The organism is Flavobacteriales bacterium (assembly GCA_016716605.1).
Lineage (GTDB): Bacteria > Bacteroidota > Bacteroidia > Flavobacteriales_F > PHOS-HE28 > PHOS-HE28.
Genome location: JADJWA010000001.1, coordinates 83,708 through 108,733, shown reverse-complemented (window position 1 = coordinate 108,733; position 25,026 = coordinate 83,708). Strand labels below are relative to the sequence as shown.

Annotated in this window: 14 protein-coding genes; 6 read left to right on the top strand and 8 right to left on the bottom strand. The window is 60.3% G+C overall.

The features are described 5' to 3' along the window. Positions 1–21 precede the first annotated feature (21 nt). Positions 22–597: a hypothetical protein gene (locus IPM12_00485; protein MBK9146274.1), complete on the bottom strand. Its 576-nt coding sequence runs from the start codon at positions 595–597 to the stop codon at positions 22–24. Positions 598–687: 90 nt separating this feature from the next. Here IPM12_00485 and IPM12_00480 point away from each other — a divergent pair, with 90 nt between their 5' ends. The 5 genes from IPM12_00480 to IPM12_00460 all read left to right on the top strand — a co-directional run bounded on the left by IPM12_00480 (position 688) and on the right by IPM12_00460 (position 13,615). After that, the gene (locus IPM12_00480) at positions 688–3,426 is read left to right on the top strand and encodes a histidine kinase (protein MBK9146273.1); all 2,739 of its coding nucleotides are present in this window, start codon (positions 688–690) and stop codon (positions 3,424–3,426) included. Between the two features lie 11 nt (positions 3,427–3,437). Continuing rightward, positions 3,438–4,187, top strand: a complete 750-nt coding sequence (locus IPM12_00475; protein ID MBK9146272.1) for a response regulator transcription factor — start codon at positions 3,438–3,440, stop codon at positions 4,185–4,187. Between the two features lie 105 nt (positions 4,188–4,292). Beyond that, entirely contained in the window at positions 4,293–6,002 is a 1,710-nt protein-coding gene (locus IPM12_00470) for a hypothetical protein (GenBank protein ID MBK9146271.1), read from the top strand. Between the two features lie 3 nt (positions 6,003–6,005). Further along, on the top strand, positions 6,006–12,032 hold the full coding sequence (locus IPM12_00465; GenBank protein MBK9146270.1) for a carboxypeptidase regulatory-like domain-containing protein: 6,027 nt from the start codon (positions 6,006–6,008) through the stop codon (positions 12,030–12,032). Between the two features lie 23 nt (positions 12,033–12,055). Next, positions 12,056–13,615 carry a hypothetical protein gene (locus IPM12_00460; protein MBK9146269.1) on the top strand — a complete coding sequence of 520 codons (1,560 nt, stop codon included), beginning with the start codon at positions 12,056–12,058 and terminating at the stop codon, positions 13,613–13,615. Between the two features lie 61 nt (positions 13,616–13,676). On the opposite strand, the gene IPM12_00455 is transcribed toward IPM12_00460, so the two are convergent. From IPM12_00455 to IPM12_00435, 5 genes are all read right to left on the bottom strand, one after another. Continuing rightward, complete coding sequence (locus tag IPM12_00455) at positions 13,677–14,834, bottom strand: aminotransferase class I/II-fold pyridoxal phosphate-dependent enzyme (GenBank protein ID MBK9146268.1); 1,158 nt, start codon at positions 14,832–14,834, stop codon at positions 13,677–13,679. A gap of 63 nt (positions 14,835–14,897) precedes the next feature. Then, the gene (locus IPM12_00450) at positions 14,898–16,700 is read right to left on the bottom strand and encodes a T9SS type A sorting domain-containing protein (protein ID MBK9146267.1); all 1,803 of its coding nucleotides are present in this window, start codon (positions 16,698–16,700) and stop codon (positions 14,898–14,900) included. A gap of 46 nt (positions 16,701–16,746) precedes the next feature. Next, positions 16,747–18,390 carry a glycosyltransferase family 39 protein gene (locus IPM12_00445; protein MBK9146266.1) on the bottom strand — a complete coding sequence of 548 codons (1,644 nt, stop codon included), beginning with the start codon at positions 18,388–18,390 and terminating at the stop codon, positions 16,747–16,749. 25 nt (positions 18,391–18,415) lie between these two features. Then, positions 18,416–19,171 carry a glycosyltransferase family 2 protein gene (locus tag IPM12_00440; protein ID MBK9146265.1) on the bottom strand — a complete coding sequence of 252 codons (756 nt, stop codon included), beginning with the start codon at positions 19,169–19,171 and terminating at the stop codon, positions 18,416–18,418. A 79-nt stretch (positions 19,172–19,250) separates the two neighbouring features. Beyond that, complete coding sequence (locus tag IPM12_00435; protein ID MBK9146264.1) at positions 19,251–20,150, bottom strand: DMT family transporter; 900 nt, start codon at positions 20,148–20,150, stop codon at positions 19,251–19,253. Between the two features lie 92 nt (positions 20,151–20,242). Here IPM12_00435 and IPM12_00430 point away from each other — a divergent pair, with 92 nt between their 5' ends. Continuing rightward, the gene (locus tag IPM12_00430; protein MBK9146263.1) at positions 20,243–20,758 is read left to right on the top strand and encodes a hypothetical protein; all 516 of its coding nucleotides are present in this window, start codon (positions 20,243–20,245) and stop codon (positions 20,756–20,758) included. Positions 20,759–20,815: 57 nt separating this feature from the next. Here IPM12_00430 and IPM12_00425 read toward each other — a convergent pair whose 3' ends face one another. After that, positions 20,816–22,261, bottom strand: coding sequence for a T9SS type A sorting domain-containing protein (locus IPM12_00425; GenBank protein ID MBK9146262.1), 1,446 nt, complete (start codon positions 22,259–22,261; stop codon positions 20,816–20,818). Further along, entirely contained in the window at positions 22,258–24,936 is a 2,679-nt protein-coding gene (locus IPM12_00420; GenBank protein ID MBK9146261.1) for a T9SS type A sorting domain-containing protein, read from the bottom strand. The genes IPM12_00425 and IPM12_00420 overlap by 4 nt, the downstream gene beginning before the upstream one ends. Positions 24,937–25,026 lie beyond the last annotated feature (90 nt).

Here is a 25,026-nt window from a genome sequence, read left to right as displayed (position 1 = left end):
GGACCGCGATGAAGCGGGGCTTCACATGCGCGCGAGACCTTGCTCGAGATCGGTGATGAGCGATTGCGGATCTTCCAAGCCAATGTACAAGCGCACCAAATTGAAGGGCAGATCACTGCAGTAGCCGCTCGGCCCTTGCAACGCACACACCGGCCACTGCAGCATCTCATAGCCGATCTGGATCAATACGGTCCATATTGGCCAGCGGATCCCGATCGCTCGATCCGAAGGCGTTGATGCTCGATCGGGGCGAAAGAATGGGCCGCATGCTCGAACTTCGATGCGGTGCGTTATTCCCGATCCATAGTGGTGCGAACACATAGCCGGGTGTGGTCGATCGTATCGGCAGCGCTTTTCGGGATCGGGATACGTGCTCAACCGTTCCCGGAAGGTGAAGCGTTCCGCTATGTCACGACGCTTCCGGAATTGCAGGATCGGCGCATCGGCATGATGGTCGAGGACGGCCTTGGTCGGGTCTGGATCGGGAGTTTGGAAGGCTTGTTCGTGACCAATGGTACCACGGTCGAACGGTTCTGGTCTGACCCGGATGATAGCTTGACGATAAGCGGACGAAGTGTGAATTGGATGGCGCTGCAAGGCGATAGCCTGCTCTGGTTGGCCACAGAGAACGGACCGTGTGCATGGAATATGGCCATGCGCCGTGCCTGGCGGCCTGATCATGCGCACATGCCTGCGGTGCTGAACACGAACCATGTGGAACTCATAGGTGATGCGGTCTGGTGCAGCATGGGTCGGGAGATGGTCAGGATCCGGACGACCGACCGAACGATCACGCGCTTTGAACTGCCACGGTCCCTTTTCGATGATGCGACGGTGACGTCCATTTCGGCCTACCCTGGCCGAACGGACCGGGTGATCGTCACCACATCCGTGAATGTGGCGGAGTTCCTCATCACTGATGGTCGATACGTGGTCTATGCCGATCCGGAGGGAGCCACGCGCTATGGAACCGTACCTGCGTTCGTCTGGAACGAATGGATCTGGCTGGGGTCCTGGGGACAGGGTTTGCGGCGTTTCAAGGTCGACCATGGTCCGGCTGAGCATTTCCGCATCATGCAGATGAACGGGATCATGGGCGGATATACCACCAGCGTCTGGCCAAAGGACGACAGCACGTTGTGGGTGCCATCCGAGTACGGCATCTTGGAGGTGAGCGCCCGAACCGGACACATCCGCTCCAGGCATGCCATGCTGCATCCTTTTGAGGAGATCCATGACAACGCGATCAACGCACTGCTGCGGTTGCGCGACGGAACATCCTTGGCCGCCACGGACAACGGCCTTGCCCGCATGTCCGCAAGTCCATACGCCTATTCACTGATCGGATTCCCGGACGACGGTGTTCTCGGGCTCACGCCGCTGTGGGTCATGGCCATGACCCATGCGCCAGGAAGCGATGACCTGCTCATCGGCACCTACGATGGGCACGGTGTGATGCGCCAACGCGATGGTGCATGGGAGGTGATCAAGGCCCCACGCAGTTCAGAGGATGACCGCGCCGTTCGTGTGAATGGTCTGCTGATCGCAAGTGACGGCACGGTGTGGATGACCACACGCGATGGCCCGATGATGATGGGGCGGGAGGGAAGCGAGTTCCGGCCATTGTTCCCCGACCAACGGTTCTGGACCGCTGGATTGTACGAGGATGCGAAAGGGCGGATCTGGATCGGCACAGGCAACTCCGGGGTGCTCATTCGGGACCCGCGCACGAAGCAGGATCGCTGGTTGAAGCACGACCCCGACGACCCCAATTCGCTGATCAGCAACAGCACCATCCGCGCGTTCGGAGAGGATGAACTGGGACGGATGTGGATCGGAACGCGACACGGCTTGAGCGTGTACGACGAGGCCGCCGAGCGCTTCCTGAACTTCGGCGCGGACGCGTCGGAGAAGCAGGGATTCCGGACACCGTTCGTGTACAGCATCGCACGCGATAGCAGGAAGCGAATGTGGTTGAGTCTGGCCAGTGGCGGACTGTGTCAGGTGGAGGTGGATCGCTCGGGTCGAATGACCATGGAGGTCCATGATCAGCGCAGGGGGATCGATCCCGACCGCACCCTGTTCATGCAGATCGATGATCAGGACCGCATCTGGGCCGTGGACAAGGGTGTGCTGATGCTGGATACACGGACCGGGGCCTACAAGCATTTTGGAAGAGCGGATGGTCTCTTGGATCCGCCGGACGGGGATTCGCCATTGATGGTGACGAGCGATGGACGATTGGTGATCGGGATCAGTGATCAGGCGGAACTCCAGGTCTTTGGTATCGACGATCTGTTGCGGAGTCCACGACCCGCGCCCATTGAATTCCTGGGGATCGGCACGCGCAACGGCGATCTCCTGCCAGGTCGGAATGCACGTTCCGATGCCCGCTTCATGGTGGCCTATGCTGACCTGCCGTTGTACATCGAGTTCTCGGCCATCGATCTGACCCGCGCACATGCGCATCGCTATGAATACCGGATGGATGGGTTGGATGAGGGTTGGCGGAACATTGGTGTGGACCGCAGCCTTCGGTTCGCCTCCTTGGAGCCGGGCGACTATGTGCTGCACGTTCGTTCCGCGATCGGAGGTAGTGCGCTGGACAACGAACGGACCATCCGCTTCACGATCGTGCCACCGTGGTATAGGACCGCGTGGGCGCGGATCGCCATGGTCCTGATCGTGGCGACCGGCATCTTGGTCCTGTTCAGAATGAAGTTGCATGCGGTACGAATGGAAGAACAACGCAAGTCCGATTTCCAGAAGAAGTTGGCCGAAGTGGAAATGCACGCACTGCGCGCGCAGATGAATCCCCACTTCCTCTTCAACAGCCTCAACAGCATCAAGTACTACGCGATGACGAAGAGCCCGCGGGAGACCGCGGATTACCTGGGGAAATTCGCCATGCTCATCCGTCGCATTCTACAGAACTCACGAGAGGACCTGGTGCCGCTGAAGGACGAGTTGGAAGCACTTCGCCTGTATGTGGAGATCGAATCGATGCGATTGGAGGACAAATTCGACCATGTGATACGCGTGGCCGAGAGCATCGACACGGAGACGGTATTGGTGCCGCCCATGTTGATGCAGCCATACGTGGAGAATGCCATCTGGCATGGGCTCATGAATCGCGAGGACCGCGGGGCGTTGAGCGTGGACATCACGGAGGTCGATGATGAACTCCATGTGGTGATCGAGGACAATGGTGTGGGCCGGAAGAAGGCGGAAGAACTGAAGAACGCCCAAGGCCAACGTGAACGGTCCTTCGGAATGCGGATCACGGCCGAACGGATGGAGTTGAGCGCGAAGACGCTGGGCCTTGGCCTACGCTCCCGGGTGGATGACCTCGTCGATGCTTCGGGTGCTGCCGTCGGGACCCGGGTAATATTGAACATTCCCATCGTACACGAGACCTTTGCTTGAGCCTATCGATCATGCCCTACACAGCGATCATATCGGACGATGAGAAGCACAGCCGGGAAACGTTGCGGCTCGAACTGGAACATCATTGCCCGGAGGTGAGCGTGCTCGCCCTGTGCAGCAGTGGACCCGAAGCGATAGCCGCGGTGAAGGAACACGCACCGGACCTGATCTTCCTCGACGTGCAGATGCCGCGTATGGACGGATTCCAAGTACTGGAGAAACTCGGCGACATCGCAGGCCAAGTGATCTTCGTCACGGCCTTCGACCAGTATGCGATCCGGGCATTCCGTTTCAGCGCCGTGGATTATCTATTGAAACCGGTACAGCCCGAGGAGCTGAAGGAAGCGGTAGGGCGGGCGGTTTCGCGGCTGGCTTCCGCCGAAGGGGGACGGAACATGCGGGTGCTGATGCATAACCTCGGTCCGGAGGGGGTGCAGCATCCGCGGATCGCGTTGCCCACCGGTGATGGCGTGGAGTTCTTCGGTGTGGATCGCATCGTGCGCTGTGAGGCCGATAGCAATTACACGCATGTGCACCTTCAGGACAAGCGTCGTTTGCTCTTGTCGCGCACGCTCAAGGACGTGGACGAAATGCTCGCTCCACACGGTTTCTTCCGCTGCCACCAGAGCCACCTGATCAACCCCTTGCACTTGAGCAAATACGTGCGGAGCGAGGGCGGCTATCTGGTGATGGACGATGGGACATCGGTCCCGCTGGCGAAAAGCCGGCGTGATGCCTTCCACGAGACGTTCCAAGTATAGCGGGCCGTAGGTCGCCATGAGCCGAACATGTCCGGATACTCGATCGGAAGGCACGCCTGCTTGATCGCGCTCACGGTGCCGGGAGCGCACCGGTAGTTTCACTTTGTGCATGCTCCATCAATCCATCGTCCTGCTTGGGGTCTGATCGCTTCGCTCATCACCGCGACGGTGGTGGCCCAGGATCTCGGCCAGGTCGGGCAGCAAAGTCCGGTGCAGTTCAACGCGGGGCTTCAAGCGCAGGTCGGCTTCTACCACATCGAGGGGATCGACCCGCGACGCACACCGTTCTTCTGGGCCATCAGCGGTACACCCACGGCAACGATCCAGGGTCTAAGTCTGCCGTTCTCCGTTCTCATCAGCGATCAGGACCGTCAGTTCCAACAACCGTTCAACCAGTTCGGCATCAGTCCCTATTACAAGTGGGTCAAGCTGCATCTCGGGTACCGGGATGTCTCTTTCTCGAAGTTCACCCTTGCGGGGCACCGCGCGCTGATGGCCGGGGTGGAGCTCAATCCTCGGAAATTCCGCTTTGGCTTCGTCTATGGCCGTACGCGCAAAGCGGTGGAGGAGGACACACTGGCGATGTACGACCCCAGCCAGTACATCAGCGATGTGCCGGTCCCGGCTTTCAAGCGGACCTTCTATGCCGTGAAGTTGGGCGTGGGAACGGCCGAGGAGTTCGTGGACGTGGTGCTCTTGCGCGGAAGCGATGACGAGGGATCCATCCGGCAACCTGTGCGAACAGCACTCACTCCCCAGGAGAACATGGTGCTGGGCTTGGTAGGCAGGGTGAAGCTGAGCAAGGTCTTGCGTTGGGACTTCGATCTAGCGGGAAGCGCCTTTACACGTGACGAGCGCGATGATGAGTTGCTGGAGAGCGGATCCACGATCACCGACGCGGTGAACAGGGTGTTCATTCCGCGAACCAGTACGCAAGGACTTACCGCATTGGAGACCGGTCTCGAATGGAAGCGCAAACGCGCACGGTACAAATTGGTCTATCGTCGCGTGGATCCGGACTTCAAGACCATGGGCGCCTATTTCTTCCAGACCGATGTGGAGCAGATCACCGGCACGGTGGCCAGCACCTTCTTCAAGAACAAGCTTAGCGCCAACCTTACGCTGGGCTGGCAGCATAACAACTTGAAGAAGCTGCGCACCGCCACCGCTCGTCGCATCATCGGGAACCTGGGCTTGAACTACACCAGCGGCAAGGCCTTCGGCTGCTTGATGAACTACAGCAACTTCGGGATCACCCAGCAGCCGGTCCGTCCCAACCTGGTGGACACGGCGCTCTTACGGCAGGTCAGCCAGAATCTTCTGTTACAACCGCGGTTGCAATACATCCGCACGAACGGAACGCATCTGATCAGCCACACCTTCAACTATTTCGCATTGAGCGATCGCCAGGAGAACACCTTCAACAATGCCCAGCTCGTGGGTATGCACAATGATCTGGCGTACACGCGCAGTTGGAAGCATCGGCGCGCACAACTCGGTGGTGGACTGATCCACCGAAGTACCAAGAGCGCGGTCGGACGAACGGACAGCCGAGGGCTCCACATGGAAGCTGGACGCTCGTGGATGAAGGACAATAAGCTGAACACCCAACTACGCGGCAATTACCTGCTGAATGATCTGCCCGGTGGCGGGACAGGCAGCACCTGGCAATTGAACCTGGACCTGAGCATGCAGGTGAGCAAGCGATTCGGTTTCAACCTACAAGCGAGCCATCAGGTGAACAAGAGCGACGATCCTTTCATCCCGGCATTCACGGAGGATATGGCCGTCCTCGGCTTCTCCATACACTTCTGAGCCATGAGCTACACACGCATCATCCCCATCCTTCCACTGGTCCTTACCACGGCGCTGTTCGCGCAGAACGATGTATCCGTGACACCGGTGATCACTCCGCCGTACAGCATCTATCTGAGCGACTACCAGAACAACCTGGTGGTGAACCTCGTGAACCAGACCAATGCGACCAAACAGGTCAAGTTGATCGGGCGGATACAAGGGGATAATGGGTATAGTGCGTACACGAAGCCATCCTATCAACCTCCGCAACCCATCGTTTTGGCACCGCTTGAAATGCGTGTGCTCTATGCGAATTCGCCATCCATGGACTTTGTCGATCAAGGCAACTTCCAAGTGAACGTGCCGCAGGAAGTGCAGAACGCCATTCAGCAAACGGGCATCCTGCCCGAGGGGAATTACGAGCTATGCATCCAGGCCTTGGACCACATCACCAATGCACCGCTCTCACCGGAGGCACCGGTCGGATGCATCTTCTTCACCATCAGCTACGCGCAGCCACCGATGCTCACCTTCCCATGGTGCGGGGAAACCATTACGGAGCAATGGCCGGTGTTCACTTGGAGCCCGCCCATCGGCAACTTCAACGTGGCCAACATTCGTTACGACCTCTATGTACTGGAACTCTTCCCGGGCCAGAATCCCACGGATGCGGTCTGGCTCGCCATGGACGGCATCACGGGAAATCCGATCACCCGCAAGGACTTGATGATCCCGGCCTATTCATGGCAACCATTCGACCCGTCGCTCAAATTGAACACCACCTACGCGGTCGGTGTGGTGGCGCGCGATATCTCCGGTTCGATGATCATTGAGAACAAAGGCAGGAGCGAGGTGTGTACGTTCGTGATCGAAGGCGGCCAGACAACAACGACCATACCTGTCAGCGGCTACACCGTTGGTACCGTCCTGCCGATCGGTCCCATCGCCAATACGCGCATCAAGGGACGGTTGGTCCATATCTTCAAGAACAGCGGTCGTGTGGGTTGCACGGATGCCATAGGCCCGGTCACGATGGCTCCGCTGGACGGGGCGGTCGTGGTCGCCAACGTACCGCTGGTGTCCGCAGCGGGATCGGGAACCACCGGTAGTGGAAGCGCCTCGGCCCAACCCATGGCCGGGAACTTGGTGATGGGTGCTTTCAACTACTTCGGTGGCACCGGGAGCGCCAGCCAAATGGACCTGGGCAGTAGTACACTGGCGGGTGCCTTGGAGTTCGCGAACCCCTTCCCCACCGAGAAATGGATCGACCGCTTCCCGGTTAGCGCCGTAGGCGGAAAGCCGATGAAGAACATCCCCATCAAACTGGTGGAACGGGTGGTATTGGAGGGCGTGGTGTCGCGTGACGGCAATGGGATCGTGACGGGCGAAACCGATCGACTGGTGCTTGGCGTGGACCCCGTTCCAGGAGGCGGTTTCGGTGGCCTCGGACAGGGCAACAATTGGCATCAAGGCCAATTGGTCGCCACGGGCACCACCGATAGCAACGGCGAGTTCGACTTGTACTACCACCAACCTTCCTGCACCGGCCTGCCCGTGCCGGGCAGTATCGACTACTTCATTCCCTTCGACAAATACGGCCAGCCTGCGCACCAATGGAACGGCAGCACCACCGCATCAAGGGCCTACAAGGTCCTGATGATCGAGGTGGTCTCGCCCTATTACTGCAGCCCTGATATCGAATTGTATCCGCAGCCCGGCGATAATTTGGAACTGCCCGATCAGGCCTGCTACGTGCGCAGCTACGACCTGAAGGTGAATGTGACGCAAGGCGCATGCGATCAACAAATGGGCGGTGTCGGCGCGCCGATGGGCAACGTGCGGGTGCAAGTGCTACGGCCCACGGACCATACGACAGAGGGCCTGCCGGAGAACGAAGGCCAGGACCTGGAGGAGACGGTGAACATATCCGGGATGGGCACCGTTCCGCTGGTCTCCACCTGTGCATCGAAAGGCAGTGACGGCACGGCGCTCTTCCGCAATTTGGTGGTACACTCCCAGCAGCTTCCGGACGATTATCTGGTACGGTGCAGCACGAACAATGATCGTGGCCTGTACACTTACTACACTTGGCAGAAGCCATATCCCGATCAGGAGGCCTATGGTCCGATCGTGACACAATGGGACCATGCCGGTCCCGGTGAGTCCATGTACTTACGCAACAGCGCGTTCGACGTGCAGTTGTGGGAACTGCCGGTGTCGCTGGTGCCGCGGTCACCGCGAGTGATCGGCCGCGTGATGGTGAGCGTGACGCAGCCCTTGCAGGATGCCACCGTGAAATTGCGCCTCTACTACGACAAGTCTCCCGGCAGTGTACCACCGGTAGTGGTGGGTTGTGACCAAAGCACGCAGAGCTACGATTTCCTGTACATGGAGTTCACGCGGAAGACCGATGCGAACGGCTTCTTCGACTTCTCCAATATCCTGGTGAAGGGTTCACAGGATGGCATGTTCTTCCTCGGTCCGCACGCCAGCATCGTGGTGAGCAAACCGGGGTACATGAGCACCTCGCGACCATTGGCCTCCGGGAACGAGCCGGGAACCTTGCCCGGTCCGTTGAACAATAGCGACCCGCAGAACCCGAAGGTGGACCTGAAGATGGGCCTGCAGTGGGACATGACCAGTGGCCTGCTGCTCCAGCCCTTTGGCCTCGCCAGCGGCAATGTGGTGAACGAGAGCGGCACACCCGTGCGTTGCGATGCGCAGGTGGGTGATGGTCCCTGGGGTCGGACCGAGACCGTGCTCCTTGCGACCGGCAGCGGCGGAGGAGGACCCAGCGGTTGGAGCGAGGTGCTATTCACCGCACAGGAGCGCTTCAAGGTGCCGGGGCCTCCGGGCATGCAGCCGATCACGTTGATCCCGCTCAGCGACCAGTACTTCACGCTTACCGAGCAGCGCAACGTACCCTTCAACGTGAGCGGAACGCCCAGCGACCTGGGCACCTTCGTGGTGAAGGAGAAGCGCCATCGCCTAAAAGTGAAATTGACCTCGTTCGATGGACCGGTGGCGGGAGCGATCGTGAAAGTGGATGACCTGCAACGCACCTCCGATCAGGCGGGCATCGCCTTCTTCGAATTCCTTTCCCCCGAGACCGAGTTCCGCTTGAAGGTGGATCCGCCGGGCGACATGATGCCCGTGGACCGGATCATCGTGAACCAGGTATCGCCGGAGCCGGTAGTGCTGGAGCAGATGATCGAGTCGGGTACCAAGCTCACCGGGCGTGTGCGCGCCATGCCGGGCGATGTTCCGGTGGCCAACGCCCGCGTTTGGATGCAGATCGGAACGGACCAGTACGGCCCGCAGCTCAACCAGGTCCTCAGCGACGAGAACGGCGAGTTCATTCTTCCCGGTGTGCCGATGGGTCCCTTCACGGTGTTCGCGGCCAAGGCCGATCCACAGACCACTTACATCGGCACCTCGCAGGCGATCACGTACGGCATGGTGCCGGGGCCGCCGCCGTCGTTCAAGATGATCCCCTCCCTGCCTTACGCCGTTCTCACGCTGCAACGCGTGGATGACATGGACATCACCCACCTGCTCGGCTTCCCGGTGGAAGTGACCACACTGGTGAAGAACAACGATGGCAGTTCCACCATCGGCGGCGCTTTCGTGCAACTGCCGGGCAACGCCAACTTCCGGCTGGAGGATCCTGCGCAGCGCGTACCCTTCGCCAATGTGAAGGTGACACCCGGCACGCCCAATGAACAAGGCAAGCCCATCGCCGTTCCCGCCAACGACCAGGTGATCACCGACATGACGCATGTGTCCCTGAAGCTGTACACCGACCTGGACGTGACCCTGCGCGGCATGCCCGGCCTGCTCTTACCGGGGCGTGTGAAAATGCAGGGCACTCCACAGGGCGGCGAAGTGCGCGGCACGGTGAGCACGGAGCTTTCCTCGTTCAACTTCTCCTACGATTTCAGCGGGCGCTTCTACCTCGGTGCCAGTGCGGACCAACCGCTGTTCGATGTGTTCCGGAGCACTGCGCCCTATCCGCAGCGCACCTTCAACCTGATGACCCTCCGGCCCGTAGCCAACCAGTGGTTGCCCGCCGACGCACGCTTCTCGCTCCGTGGATTTCCTGCGCATAGTGACCGCAGCCGCTCGGTAGTGGAACCCGACGTGTTCCGCATCGCCACGGTGGTGGAGGTGAAGGACATCCCGGACATCACGCCGAACGTGCTGGAGCTTAATGTGGGCGATATCCGCGTGACCGCCACTTCCATCGAAGGCATACAGGGCGGTGGCACCGAGCTCAGCTTCAAGCTGAACAACTGGACCTTCAAGTCCACCGCACCGTGGGTGTTCGATAACAACCTGGCCGCGATCGTGATACCGAAAGGGATCCTCGACATGCAGTTGGTGAAGGCGGACATGACGCAGATCCTGATCCGCCCGAACGGGCTCGACATGAAGGCGCAGAACTTGGGCGAAGTGCGCCTGGGCGGCGTTGCCCCGTTGGTCCCGGAAGCCAACGCGGAATGGACCTTCGGCTACGATCCGGGCTATGTGCTCGATGGCAAGACAGGCGTATGGCGCTATGGCACGCTCACCGGTGGGAACGGGACAGTGGCCACGGTGCAGGGCCCCGCCGAACTGGTTCCTAGCAAGTTGCAGTTCTCCAGCTTCTCCTTGGTGAGCCGTGGTGCGCCGCTTGCGGAAGTGCGCGCGATCAAGCACCGCTACTACGACATCATGGATGTAACGCCCGTGGGAAGCATGCAGTTCACACCCGATGCCGTGGACCTGCTGGTGAATTGTTCCATGCAGATCAAGGGGCTACCGACCACCACGGGCTTCTTCTCCTTCTTCAAGGAGGGCGGTAAGACGGTGAGCCGCTTGAAGCCCTTGGGAGCCACGGTGACCACAGGGCGTGGCAACGTGTACTTCAAACTGGGCGATCACGTGGGGGACCAGGAGATCAAACCCGGCCAGTTCACCTGCTACGGGAGATTCCGTATCGATCCGGAGGATGGTGCCGCGGGTGATCCGGTGTACGCCTACGGTTACCTCGATCACAAGTTGAACAACACCTACATGGATGTGATCCGCGTGGATGCCCAGAACCACAAGGGCAACACCCGACAGGAGATCCGCTTCGGTGCTTCGCTGGACAAGAAGATGCTGCTGAACAGCGGTCGGCAGACCATGGCCAGCACCCAATGGAACGAACTCGCCTTCAAAGGGAACCTGCTCAACATGGGCGGGATCGATGATGCGCCGGAGAACGAGCTCTCCTTCGTGGTGAAGGGCGCGGTGGCCCTGAGCGACGGCAAGATCTCCATGTCGCAGTTGAACACACCGTTCGGGAACATGAGCATGTCCTATGATTTCGAACATGCGCGCCTCGTCGGCGGCACGTCGATCAGCAATGTCACCTTTGGCGCGGTGAACATCCTGCAGGCCACCGTGGGCATGCTGGTGGACAAGGACGGCTTCCTCGTGTCCGTCCCGAAATCGCACGTCCTGGTGCCTGCCGCGCCGTGGCCCTTGCAGGACCACCATCCCGCGTTCCTGCTCGGTGCGCACAACGCGATCCCCGACACGCTGCTTACCAACATGATGAAGGACTTCCGCCTGAAGACGCTGCCCGCGCACATGGCCGGCAAGAAGATCTCCGGGATCTACCTGCAGAACCGGCTCGACCTGCTCGATTTCTCGGTTCCGAGCATCAACCTGTTGGTGCTCGGCGTGGAAGGCCACGCCAGCTGCAAGGTGGAAGGCCGTACCTGGGTGGACCTGAGCGGCAGCCTCGGGATGGGCGGCATGGCCTATGCTGATCTCGGCATGGAGTTCTGGTTGCTCAGCCCCATACCGAACTGCTCCTCGGCCAACGTTTCCGCCGGTGTCGAAATGCTGTTCGAGGCAGCTTACCAGAACAGCCAGCTCACCATGACCGCCTGTGGCTCGGCCTCCGCCAGCGCATCGATCTGCGGGGTCGGGGACAGCGTGGACCTCACCGTGAAGGGCAGCGTGAACTCCGGTGGCAAGATCACCTTGGCACGGATCAGTGGATCATGCGGACAATGAAAAAGCGAATGACCATGAAAACCTTGAGCCTCCTTCTGGCGATCCTCGCGATCCCCTGCCTCGCTCAACAACCCGCGACAAGCACTTCGACCGGTGGAACAAAAACCCCTTCGGTCCAGGCCTGCAAACTGACCCCGTTATCCGCTGCCACGGAAGGTGAACGCATACGCATCGGCTGGTGGTCACCGGCCTGCACGGTGGCCAAGGTGCGCGTGTACCGCCGCCGCCAGCACATCGGCGAGGAGGCGGAGATCCATCCGCTGGTCGTTTCGGGCACGCGCAACGACTCGACCATCGTGTTGTGCTGGGACAGCGCGTTCACCGAACTGGGCATCTATGAGTACCGCATCGTGCCGGTGGACAGCCTCGGCGCGGAAGGTGCTTCATCGGCATGGATCGCGGCGCACAACCTGAACAGCGAAGCACAGCCCTGGATGCATTCCATCCACGCGCAAGACCTGCCCGGCGAACGCGCGATCAAGATCACCTGGCATCTGGAGAACGCAGTGCGCGCACGCGGGATCACGGTGCATCGCGCCGACCGCTACGACGGCCCGTACGAACGCCTGGCCGATGTGCCCGCTTCCGACAGCAGCTACACCGATCGCGTGCAGCGTGTGAAGGAGACCTACTTCTATCGCATCGAGGTCATCGATGTCGTGGGTCTTTCCACCGTGAGCATGCCGGTGCAGGGCCTGAGCGATGCGGAACCCGCAGCCGCCGCACCGACCGCACTGATGATCCGTGCCGAAGGAAATGGGGTGCATTTGAACTGGCTTCACATCGGGCCGGATGCCGCGTACTACCAGGTGGAACGCGGGCTTCCGGGATCCGATGCGTTCGTGCTGGTGGGCGATGGCCTTCGGGCGGATAGCAGCGGGGTCATTCACTGGAACGATAGCACGACGGCCAGCAATACGGTGATGAGCTACCGGGTGCGAACGGTGAGCATCGGAGGCACCATCAGCGAACCCTCGGAACGTGCCGAGGTGCAGACCTTCGACCGGCGCATCCCCACGTCACCAACGGAGCTTGCTGTTCGGCGTATAGGAGCGCAGGGCGTGGTCATCTCCTGGCGCGATCCGTGGGCCGGTGAGCCGGGTGCCTTCCATGCCGTGGTGGAACGCGCCGATGAAGGAAGCGATGCGTTCTCCGCGCTGAACAAAACATCTTTGGATCCCGGAGTGATGGTGTTCACGGACTCCACCGCAGCACCGGAGCGCGCCTACCGCTACCGCATTGTGGGGGTGACGCTTGATGGCACGCGCGGAGTACCCTCGGTCGAGGCCGCGCTCACCGCTGACGCATCCATGCAACGCGCACCGCGCATGCTCATGGCCCGCAGCACACCAAAGGGTATCCAGTTGGAATGGGCCGCAGCCGCGCGCCAGGGAAAGAGCCTGAAGGTCTATCGTGCGGTGGACGAAAGCGAGCTTGTCCTGTTGGGCACCGTGAAAGTCGACTCGGACGGACACTTGGATCCCTCGCCACGCACTGGAGCATTGAACACCTACGTTGTCCGCCTGGTACTGAGCGACGGCAGCGAGAGCGAACCCAGTGAGCCGGTGAGCGTGCGGTGGTAGCGCTCTGCGGCCCACGCTGGACGGCGAATGGATTGAAAGCATGTCGGATCGCGGCCGGACTTCAGATCCGCCCAAGTCCTTGTTCCAGATCAGCGATGAGGACAGCGGGGTCCTCTAGGCCGACATACAAGCGCACCATGTTGAAGGGCAGATCACTATAGTAACCGCTCGGCCCTTGCAACGCGCACACCGGCCACTGTAGGCTTTCGTAACCACCCCAACTCACTGCGATCAGGAAGCTCTTCAGGTTGTCACAGAAGCGTTCGACCGCTGCGACGTCCGGTGCGTTGAGTTCGATCGTCATTGCACCGGCGACGCGTTTCATCTGGCGCTTCGCGAGTTCATGCTGTGGATGGCTCGGCAGTCCGGGCCAATGCAAGCGCGTGATCTTCGGATGGGCGTTCAGGAAGGTGGCGACCTTCTCCGCGTTGTCCGCGCTGCGCTCCATGCGTAACGGTAATGTGCGCAGGCCGCGCATCAAGAGCCACGCATCGTGCGGTGAAGGTGCTGCGCCGAGCGTCATGAATTCCTTCGCCATCACCTGAAGTATGTGCGCATGTGTGCCGGCGAGAACGCCCGCCACCACATCGCTGTGTCCGTTCAGGTACTTCGTCGCGCTGTGCGCCACTAGGTCGATGCCGAGATCGATAGGGTTCTGGAAGAGCGGACTGTTGAAGCTGTTGTCGCAGAGCGTGAGGATGCCGTGCTCCTTCGCGATGACGCACACGGCGGCGATGTCCTGCAACTCGAAGGTGAGCGAATTGGGGCTCTCCAGGATGAAGAAGGCCGTGTTCGGCCTTATCGCGCGGCGGTAGTTCTCCGCGTCAGTGCCATCGACGAAAGTGTGCTCCACGCCGAAGCGCAGGAGCAGTTCGGCCAGCAGCTTCTTGGTCCAGCTGTAGGGCTTCTGCACGCACACGATGTGGTCGCCCGCCTTGGTGAAGGCGATCACCGCCGCCGCGATGGCCGCGCTGCCGCTGCTGAAGACCAACGCATCCTCGGCATGCTCCAGCGCCGCGATCTTCTTCCGCAGCATGGCCACCGTTGGATTGTAGCCGCGCGTGTACAGCGGCCGGTCGAACTCCTGTTGCACAACCGCGCGCATGGCGGCCACGGTGGGGTAAGTGAAGTTGCCGCTCTGCACAATGGGCGGCACCACGGCATCGTAGCCGCGCTCGCGGTCTTCGCCGAGGTGGGTGAGGATCTCGCTCAGGTCCATGGGGCGAATGTGGGGAAAGAAGAAGGGCGCCACGTGGGCGCCCTTCGGAATTGAGCGGATGGATCAGTGCTGGATCGCGAAGCGGGCCCAAGCCTCAGCACCGCTGTTGAGCCGCGCCACATAGCTGCCAGCAGGCAGAAAGCCGAGGTCGATGCTGCGTGCATTGCTGCCGCTGGCGATGCTCATCGTGAACACCACGCGGCCCAAGGCATCATGCACGTTCAGCTGCGCATTGCCCGCATGCACATCGCTCCAGTGCATGTTCACCATGCCTGTGCTGGGCGAGGGTGCGATGAGCAGGCCACTGCCCATGCCGCTGTCCGCCATGCCCGTGCTCAGTTCCACCGTGGTCACCGTGGTGTTGGTGAGGACAGGCGCATTGTAGTCGAAGTAGATATCGGCGCGGTTGGTGAGCTGGTCGCCCAGCACGAGGCTGTTCTTCGGTGCCATGCGGTAGTGGATGCTGCCGTGGCTGTTGGGCTCGTCGGTGGTGCTGTCCGGCAGCATGATCTCGGCGAAGGTCCAGATGGCGACTTCCTCGGTAATGGTGAGCGTGAAGGGGTGCGTAGCGCCGATCATCTCGAAGGTGCTCAGGTCCCAGTCGGCATCGAGGCTGTCCTTGATCACGATGTTCACCGCAGGTGCGGTTCCCGTGTTCTGGAAGTTGATGGTGTACTCCAAGAGCTTCTGGTCGGCCACGTCATCAGGCGTGATGGAGGTCGCGCTCACATGCTTGTCGTTGGGGTCGATCGCGGTAACGGCGGTCGCATGCTGGTCGTCCAGGTTGTTCGTTATGTCGATGTCGACCTCGGTGGTGGTGAGCACCACATAGTTGAGCACCGGGGCCTGCGGCGCGGTGGTGATGGACGTGAAGACCGTGACATCGATGATGCCTTCGCTGAAGGGGGGCAGCGTGGGCAATGCCCAAGTAATGGTCTGACCACTCACGCTCGTCGGCGCTACGCTCGCTGAAACGAAGCTCAGCGCCAGATCGAGCGTCAGCGTGATGGCGGCGTTGACCGGCTCGCTGCCGAGGTTCTCGTAGCCCACGTAGAGATGCGTGTTGTTGCCGATCCACGCGTTCTGGCCCCAGAGGTTCACCGCGGCGTCATAGATGCCCGGAACAGGTTGGAAGCCGAAGTCCATGCCCACCACTTGCGTGCCTTGAACAGGAACGGAATAGCTCTGTGATGCCGGTGTCACCGTATGGTACTGCGGCGGAGCGGCCGTGATGGTGTAGTCGCCCAAAGCGCTGCAGAATGAGTAAGGGTCTGCACCGGAATAGGAGTTCATGCCTCCGGGGTTGATGGTGAGCATGGCGTTCACCTGCAGCTCACCGATGTCCCTGGCGCCGTTCGCGTTGAGGTCGCGATACGTAACCCCGGTCACGGTGCCTGCGCATTCGCTCAATTCCCAGAAGAAGGGACCACTATCGAAAGCATCTACCCACACGATGTAGTAATTGGTGCCTGCGGTGACATTGAGCATCATGTAGGAAGCGAAGCTGTTCGCGCTGCATTGCTGGCCCGCCATGACATAATCGTCGTTGAAGCCCAGGCAGGTCAGGCTCGAGCAGTCGCCCGAGAACACCTTCACGTAGGTGTCATGTTCGAACATGTTGCTCAGCGGGTGACAGCTACTCACGACAACGGTCCCGGTAAAGTTGGGCGTGTACAGATACCAGTCCCCGTTCTGGCCGGTTCCGCATCCTGGGCCGGCGTAGCCTGTGCTGGGACCGTTGGCGAGGTGTATGCCGCTCACCACTTGCAGCGCAGTGGTGCACGTGTCGCCTTGCGCTAGGCCGCGGAACGGGATCGCGCCGATGATCAGGAACGAGACGAGCTTCAGGGTGTAACGAAGGCTCATGTGACGGGTGGTTTGGTGAGCCAAGGTATGCGGTGCACCATCGTTGCTACGGCCTTCGCTCGAAGAAGACGAACCCGTTCCTGCGGGACACCTCGCGGAAGGTGCCGAGCGCCGTCACTTCCTCCTCATGGGTCACCTTGCACGCCAGATACACCGGCCGGTCAATAGGTCCGCGCCAGAGCGTGGCCTCATCGGGCTGTGCCTCCTTCACCCTTCCATAGAATTCCGGCACATAGCTCTTGTAGCCCTTGGTGAGCAGCCAGCACCGCTCATCGGACTTGCTCTTGAAGAACTCAACGGCTGCTCGCTGCGAGTATCCCTCGATGTTCTTGATGAAGAAGAACAAGGTGGTCGTCACGAAGAGTGCTCCTCCTGCGAAGACGCTGAGCACCGCCGCGCGAATCCGCTTGCGGGCGTGCAGCACATGGCCGGCGATCAATCCGCCGAGCAGGACAACTCCGGCAAGAGCCTCCAGGCCTGTCCAATTCACTTCGGCATCGAGGTTGGCCAGCGCGAAGGGGTCCTGCGCGAAGAGCGGTTTGATCAACTCGATGTTCATTCCCGCGAAGGGCGCCACGATCACGATCACCGCGATGGACGCGCCTAATGCGCCTAGGGCGAAACGGCTCCATCCGAAGCCTTCATTCTTTTTCCAGATGCGCTCGAGTTGCAGCGCGGCGAGGTAGGTGAGCGGGAAGTAGCAGAGGCTGCTGTAGTGCACGATCTTGGTCTTCACGATGCTGAAGAGGATGAGCACCACCCAGAAGAGGATCACCATCCACCGGCGGTGGTCATTCTCATGCGCATCGGTGGTGCGCGTAGGCTTCAGCAGTTCCTGCAATGCGAACAGCGATGCCGGGAAGCAGCCGATGAGCAGCACAGCGAAGTGGTAGCCGAAGAAGCCGCCGTGGCCGGCATCCTCCGTGGTGAGCATGGCCACTTGCCGCCAGAAGAAGGCGATCATGAAATCCGGTCCGTTGCGCACCAGGTCGATCAGCGCCCAAGCAGATACCGTGAGCAAGGCGGCGAGCGCGATGAGGCTGATCCTGCGAAGGCTCAGCACGAAGCGGAAGCGCCTCCAGGCCCAGAAAACGAGCACCGCGAGCCCGGGCACCAGCACGCCCACTGGACCTTTGGTCAGCACCGCAAGGCCGAGAAATAGGCCAGCGACCCAGGCGTAACGGTCATTGCGCGCATTGATGGCGCGCGGGTCACGCTTGGGGTCCTGCGCCGCCAACGTGATGATGGCGTGCAGCCCGAGGAAGATGAAGAGGTTGAACCACGGATCGATGATGCCGCTGCGGAAGTAGAGGTGCGGCAGGATGGAGCCGATGTACGCCATTGCCCACCACATGCCGAAGACCCGGCCACGCAGTTGCTCGCCGATGCGATAGAGCAGCCAGAGCGTGACGATGCCGCAGATGGCGTTGGGGAAGCGTGCGGCGAACTCGCCCACGCCGAAGGCCTTCATGCTGAGCACCTGCATCCAGATGAAGAGGGGCGGCTTCTCGTGGAAGGCCTCGAAGTGCATCTGCGGGCGCAGCCAATCGCCGCTCACCACCATCTCGCGCGCGAGCTCCGCGAAGTTGATCTCGTCCCAATCGAAGAGATGAACCGCGCCCAGACCTGGGATGAAGAGCAGCGCGGCGATCGTGATGATCAGCAGCTGCAAGCGGCCATGTGAAGGCATGGCGCCGAAGGTAGGATCGTGGAGATCAGGCGGCCTTGCGCTCTCCCAGGAGCTTCCAGCCCATGATGCCGGTGCGCGCCAGGAAATAGCGCCAGCTCACGTTCAGCACGCCGAAGCCGTAGGTCATGCTGCGGCTGAAGTTGATCGAGCTGGCCTCGTCGAAGTACTTGGTGGGGCAGGTGATCTCAGCCACGTCGAAGCCGTGCCAGAAGATCTGGCCGATCATCTGGTTGTCGAACACGAAGTCGTCTGAGCAGAGGTGATAAGGACAGGCATCGAGCACCTTCCGGTGGAAGGCGCGGTAGCCGGTGTGGTACTCGCTGAGCTTCTGCCCGCAGAGCATGTTCTGCGTGAAGGTGAGCCAGCGGTTGGCGATGTACTTGTACATGGGCATGCCGCCCTTGAGAGCGCCCTTGCCCAGGATCCGGGATCCGAAGACCACCGGGTACACATCGTTGCCGATGAGCGCGATCATGCTCGTGAGCAGCTTGGGCGTGTACTGGTAGTCGGGGTGCAGCATCACCACGATGTCGGCGCCCAGCTTCTTAGCGGTGTCGTAGCAGGTCTTCTGGTTGCCGCCGTAGCCCTTGTTCTGCTCGTGCACCACCACGTGCTTGATGCCGAGCGCCTTGGCCACCTCAACCGTGTTGTCCGGGCTCTTGTCATCCACCAGTACCACTTCGTCCACGATGTCGAAGGGGATCTCGCGGTAGGTCTGCTCCAGGGTTTGCGCTGCGCGATAAGCAGGCAGCACGATCACGACTTTCTGTCCGAGGTACATGCGGGCGAAGTTGAGGCGGCTCATACGCCATAGGGAGCGGCTTCGTTGCGCGCCGTCCATGCCGGCAGGTTGATAACGGCTACCGATTGCGGTCGGCCGAGGTCACGAGCCATACGCCGGCCAGCACCAGCGCGATCATGCCCAATTGCGCGAGGCTCAAGGCCTCGCCATCGAGCAGGCCCCAAGCCATGGCCACCACCGGCATCAGGTAAGTGACCATGCTGGCGCGGATGGCCGTTGTGCGCTGCAAGAGCATGTTCCACAGCACCAGCGCGAAGGCCGAGCTCATCACCGCCAGCACCGCCACATGGCCGAGCGCGTTCCAAGCGTTCGGGTCGCTGCGGAGCTTCTCGGGCAGTCCGCTGGTGAGCGCCAGGATAATCGCCAATGGTCCCATCCACGTGAGCGCGAGCGCAGCCGTGGCCATCGGCGGCACGGCATGCAGGTGGCGCTTCACGATGTTGCCGCTGAAGCCGTAGCCCAGGGTGCCAAGCACAGGCAGGAGCGCGTACCACGACCAGCCGCCGAGCCCATCGGCCTGTCCGAAGGCCACCAGGCCCATCGCCCCAAGCAGGCCGATGCCGATTCCCAGCACATGCACCCCGCGCATGGGCGTGGCGAACAGGAGCGCACCCGTGAGCATGGTCATCAGCGGGGTGAGGCTGTTGAGCATGCCGCTGAGCGCGCTTGGGATTCGGGTCTGGGCGGTGGCAAAGAGCAGGGCCGGGATGCCATTGCCCAGCAGGCCGGTGCCGAGCAGGGGTTTCCAATGGCGCGGGAAGAGGGCTGCATACCGCAACAGCAGGGGCGAAAGCGCCAACCAGGCAATGGCCAATCGCGCCGTAGCCATCTGCCAGGGGGTGAGCACCGGCAACTCCTCGTGGTACAGGCCGCGCTTCATCAGGATGAAGCTGCTGCCCCAGATCAGCGCCAGCAAAGCCAGCAGGATCCAGGTGCCTCCGGCCCGTTCAGATTTCATAACAGGGCGCGAATGTATCCGAGGGTGTTGCGGGTACATTTGTAACCGTTTCAGGGGGCAAGCCGTCCCATGAACGCTGAACCACCAGAGCCATGCGCACCGATCGCCTCCTCGCCGGTCTCCTGATCACCGCCCTCATCGCCGCTTGCAGCGGCAATGCCCCTGTTGAACAGGCCGTGGGTTCAGTGGCGCGCACGGTCAATGAAGTGGCCATCACCAGCGGCGAGCCGGTCACCGTCGCCGATCTGAGCATCGAGGGCATGAGCTGCGAGCAGATGTGCGGCGGCGCGATCAAGAAGGCGCTGGCCAACTTGGGGGTGCAGGGCACGGAGATCCGCATGAGCGAGGACGACGGCCCGAACCATGCGATCGTGACCTACGATGGGGGCACCCTTTCCGATGCGCAGATCATCGAGGCCATCCAGGCCTTGCACGACGGACAGTACAAGGTGCTGGCCATCGACATCACCAAGCAGGTGAAAGGCGGAACCGGCCATGGCGAGAGCGCCAAGGCGAAGGTGGAGGACGACGCGCGCAACGTGGTGGCCCCGAAGGACGTGGTGCTGCCCAGCATCGTAGCGCTGATCGGACGCCTGTTGCGGATCTGAGATTCACACCGAAGCAAGTGAAGGAAGGGGGCTGAGGCCCCTTTCTGCACGCGCAGTTCATTGCTTAACGACGCGGGCTTGCGCAACCGGCACACCGGTAGCATCGAGCGCGAGAACGTGATAAAGCCCCGGTGTGAGATGGGCGACGCCAATGGTAATGGGCACTGCGGGCTGGGCCAGGACAAGGCGACCTAGCGCATCGCGCATTTCAACACGAAGAGCGCTCGGCGGAATGTGATGCAACGTGAGTTCATTCGATGCCGGGTTGGGCGCTACGCTGAAGCGATTCGCTGGAGCCCTATCATGCATGCCCACCGGCGCGCTGCAGTCGGTTACCGCGTCGCCACCAATCCATTGGGCAATCTGTCGGATTGGTTGCCCTTCAAGTCCGGTACCGAAGGCGCCCTCGATGTACAGGCTATCGCGCCATACGGCCATTGATTCAACGCGCCTTACGCCGGTCGTCATCGACTCCGCATCGAATCCTGGCAAGGAGCACCACCGCCGCCGGTTCCACTTGGCGAAACCGTTGGCTTGTATTCCGCTTGCGGAGTTGAACTGGCCACCCACGTATAGTTCGTCGTCAAACCAGCGCAGGGAAAGGGCCGAAGTGTATTGAGGAGCCCAATCCAAGGACACGCCGTCTCCGAGCCGAAACCACTGCTCTCCATCGAAGGCGGAGATGCCATTGCCTGGCCCGCCGCTCGATTCCTGCAGCACCCCCACGACGTACAGCGTGTCCCTGTAAATAGTAAAATCCTTAACGATGCCGTTTCCCCAGCCAGGCACCTCCTCCCAAGAAGTGCCATTGTGCCGCATGAAGTACCGATAACCGGACCCGATTGGATTGCCGAATTCGCCGCACATGTATGTCTTCCCGTTATAATCGAAAACGTAGGTGACCAGATTCCCTTGCGCCGAGGGTATCTGGTTCCATGGTCCCCAGACTTGGAACCCACTGCCCGTGTAACGGTACACACATGCGGCTAAATAACCGCATAGGGACCACGAAAGCCCTGTGGCATACAGGTACGGCTGGCCAACGGTTTCCTTTGGCATCAGGTGCAGAAGACCTCCATAGTACGGTTGGGCGCATTCAAGGTCTTCCCATTCGAGTGTGATTTCATTGAGCCGTGCGAAGGCGCCACTGGCAATGCCAGTGTCGTTCGATAGGGTGAATCCTCCACTCACATACAACCTTTCGTTGAATCGCGTGAGCCAATAGAATGGGCCAGCGGAGAGAGACTCCCCTTGGTAGATTCTATGTGCGAGTGAGTCCCAGCGCTCACCTTGCCACTGAGCTATGCCACTGCAGTGGACTGTGTCAGTCTCATTCATGTAATAGTTGAACTCGCCGCAGATGAGCAAGCGGTCTTCGATCGTGTCAGCCATGATCTGATTCACCGCCGTGGAGCCCACAGTGCCGCGACCTAGTCGCTTCCAATGCTGAGCGGTACCTGTTCCCGCAATCAGCAGGAACACTATCAAGAGTAGGAATCTCATGGCCTTACGAGCTTTGAACCGATCTGAATCCCGACTGTAGTGGCTTGTAGCATGTACATTCCTTGGCCAAGGTCTGCCATGCCGATTATAAAGGTTCGACCAGTTACAGTGGCGCGTCTTATCAAGCGCCCGCTGGCGTCATAGAGGTTTATCTGCCATGTATCCTCAGATGGGAATTTCAAGTAGTACCCGCTTTGGTCGGCTAGGGGCAAGGCTTCTATCGATGCAGTTAGATGCGTGCCTGCAAGGTCCGAGATTGCCACATCCTCATTCAAGTTGAACGAGGCGATGAAGCCATCGTGGAAGCTGTTCAAGCCTTCGATGAATGCATCAATTCCAAACTCGTCGTAGTCCTGGGCTTGGTAGAACGTTACCCAAGGGATGAGTTCCGCGGCGAGCCCGCTTGGCGAACTATCCCAATACCAATCCAACGACGAGTTCGGGTCGTTGGGGTCCGTGTTCCATTCCAAGAGGGGGAAGTCATCAAAATAACCGCTTCCCGTGGTTCCGCACAGGTACACTTCATCGGGACTAGCAGCGATGCCCCAACCTCGATCGCTATTGGTACCACCGAAGGCGGAATTCCAGAACAGAGCAGGATACTCCAAGTCACGGATTCCAGTGATGAACGCATCGCGCTTGTTCACGGCCGTCAGTGGCCATTGCAGGTAGAGGTCGCCAGGGGTGTTAAAGGAGAGGCCGCCGCTGCTCCTGCTCTCACCCGTGAAGAAGACGTTGCCAGAACCGTCACCGGTGACGTCGAGAATAATATCATCCCGGTCCCCGCCATACAAAGAGCCGTAATCGAGTTGGTAGCCAGACAGGTTCTTGAAGCGCAGGATGAAGCCATCGGATGTTTGATTGGAGTTAGTGGTCTGATTCGTATGTGAATTGAGCACCAGGGTCCCGGTAGGCGGCGGTGGGCACTCAGCGGTGGTAAGATCGAACGCTTGCGTGAAGCCCGCCACGTAAGTGTAGTCCGCCGTCTCGTGGACCGCAAGCGCCGATGAGCCAGCTCCTGTGCCTGGGCTGCCCCATCGAGTGCAGTAGGCGATTTGATGGTTGTTCAGGTCGACTTGCAAGATGACAGCACTGAGTGACCCCGCCACATCCTGGAAATAGCCGCCACTGGGCGGTGGCATCAGTTCGAGCGGCTCGCTGGTTCCTTGTATGCTCGCACCCACGAGCCACAAGCCGCGATGATCGCCATCCGTGGTGGTGGTGCGCATATCGTTGATGCGGCCATAACGGGCATCGGCTGAGTATTCGAGCAAGGTCGTACTCCATTCAATCGTGAAGTCTGGCGCGAAGACCACTAGGAAACCATCGCCCAAGGCCCGGCTGAATGCACCCGCTGGTGTCACCAAGGGAAATTGCGGCACATCGGTATTGAAGCCTTTAGCGATCATGCCCCCTACCGCCAACCGGCCGTTACGATCAATGGTCACCGCAAGCCCATGCGTGTTCCATGTGCGGTCCGGGGCAGGTTGGCCGTGGGTGGTGGCCCAATCTCGTACCCCACTTCCCATTCGTAAGGCGGCTAGCCACATTCGACAATCTCCACCAATATGGTCTTCTGTGAAGGCCCCTGAATACGCAGTATTGACTCGTGCAGCCGAAATGAAGTCGTCGCTATTCGTGCTTCCAGTGACGAAGACATGCTTAAGGGCTGGGTCTACCCCTAGATAAAGCGCAAGTTTGTGAGCTCTCGTTTCTCCAGATTCCACGCCTCCGATGTATGTACCCCATCGTATTTGCTTTGTGTCCTTGAGAAACTTGATCACCATGCCGCACCGCGACTCAGCCAGCAAGGGTTCATTGATAGTGGATGTCGTTGTGCCAAGCTGTAGTGGGACATAATAATAGCTGAAGTATCCGCAGGAGTAAGGGTCGCCATCGGCGTCCACCTCGACGCTGGTTAGTTCATTCCCGAATGCTGATGGCATGTGGGTGGACCAGCCAAGATTTCCTGTGGTGCCGGGGCCTTGCGGCGGTGGCATCGCAGGATATCCAGCCAGGAAAACCAACGGCCATGCAGGGTTGTAGTTCTCGTACTCGAATCCTACGGTCACGTTCCCTACTTCATGCACGTACTGCGGCAGCCAGTTCACAGGTGTCACGGTACCATTTCCATCCACTTGATAGGCGATAGCTTGCTCCAGCTTCACATACCTATCGGCCAGGTAGACGCGCAACGCGCCCTGCCAATCGATGTGAATGCTATCCTGCCCTGCAAAGGAGAGCTTCACCTCGCTCGGGTCAGCGCCGGGTCGCATGACAATGGCCATGCGCGGTCCGGAGGGACCGTAGTAGAAGTGGACATCGGTGCTGTCATAGACCGCTGGGTAGATGATCCGTTCGTGAGCCTTTACTCCCTCTGCCGCAATCGGGCCGAAGTAGTAGTTCGAGAGCCCACCGACTTCAGCACCGGTGTGGAATGGATCCTTGTCCTGATTGCTCAACCTCATCTCGATGAGGTAACTCGTATCTGGTGTGAGACTGTCGTGGTGAATAGCTGCCATCAGGAAATCGACGCGGCTCTTAGTCAGGAATAGAACGTTCGCCGGGACATTCTCATAATAGAATTTGCAGTCCGTCAGGCTCGTTCCGTCCGTTCGGATGATTTGCCCGTGCCCCTCGCGCAGGTGATTGATTCCCCTGCCAGGATCGCCCATGGGGTCCGGCGGAATGAACTGCGAGAAGCTACACGCCACAACCGAGAACCATGACAATAGGATTAAGGTGCAGCGCTTATGAAGCAATCT

Excerpts from the sequence above, each read along its gene's own strand:
- IPM12_00440 (MBK9146265.1), bottom strand. The coding sequence starts at position 19,171 with ATGTACCTCGGACAGAAAGTCGTGATCGTGCTGCCTGCTTATCGCGCA.
- IPM12_00450 (MBK9146267.1), bottom strand. The coding sequence starts at position 16,700 with ATGAGCCTTCGTTACACCCTGAAGCTCGTCTCGTTCCTGATCATCGGC.
- IPM12_00480 (MBK9146273.1), top strand. The coding sequence starts at position 688 with ATGCCTGCGGTGCTGAACACGAACCATGTGGAACTCATAGGTGATGCG.
- IPM12_00430 (MBK9146263.1), top strand. The coding sequence starts at position 20,243 with ATGCGCACCGATCGCCTCCTCGCCGGTCTCCTGATCACCGCCCTCATC.
- IPM12_00475 (MBK9146272.1), top strand. The coding sequence starts at position 3,438 with ATGCCCTACACAGCGATCATATCGGACGATGAGAAGCACAGCCGGGAA.
- IPM12_00435 (MBK9146264.1), bottom strand. The coding sequence starts at position 20,150 with ATGAAATCTGAACGGGCCGGAGGCACCTGGATCCTGCTGGCTTTGCTG.
- IPM12_00455 (MBK9146268.1), bottom strand. The coding sequence starts at position 14,834 with ATGGACCTGAGCGAGATCCTCACCCACCTCGGCGAAGACCGCGAGCGC.
- IPM12_00445 (MBK9146266.1), bottom strand. The coding sequence starts at position 18,390 with ATGCCTTCACATGGCCGCTTGCAGCTGCTGATCATCACGATCGCCGCG.
- IPM12_00425 (MBK9146262.1), bottom strand. The coding sequence starts at position 22,261 with ATGAGATTCCTACTCTTGATAGTGTTCCTGCTGATTGCGGGAACAGGT.
- IPM12_00420 (MBK9146261.1), bottom strand. The coding sequence starts at position 24,936 with ATGGGCGATCCTGGCAGGGGAATCAATCACCTGCGCGAGGGGCACGGG.
- IPM12_00465 (MBK9146270.1), top strand. The coding sequence starts at position 6,006 with ATGAGCTACACACGCATCATCCCCATCCTTCCACTGGTCCTTACCACG.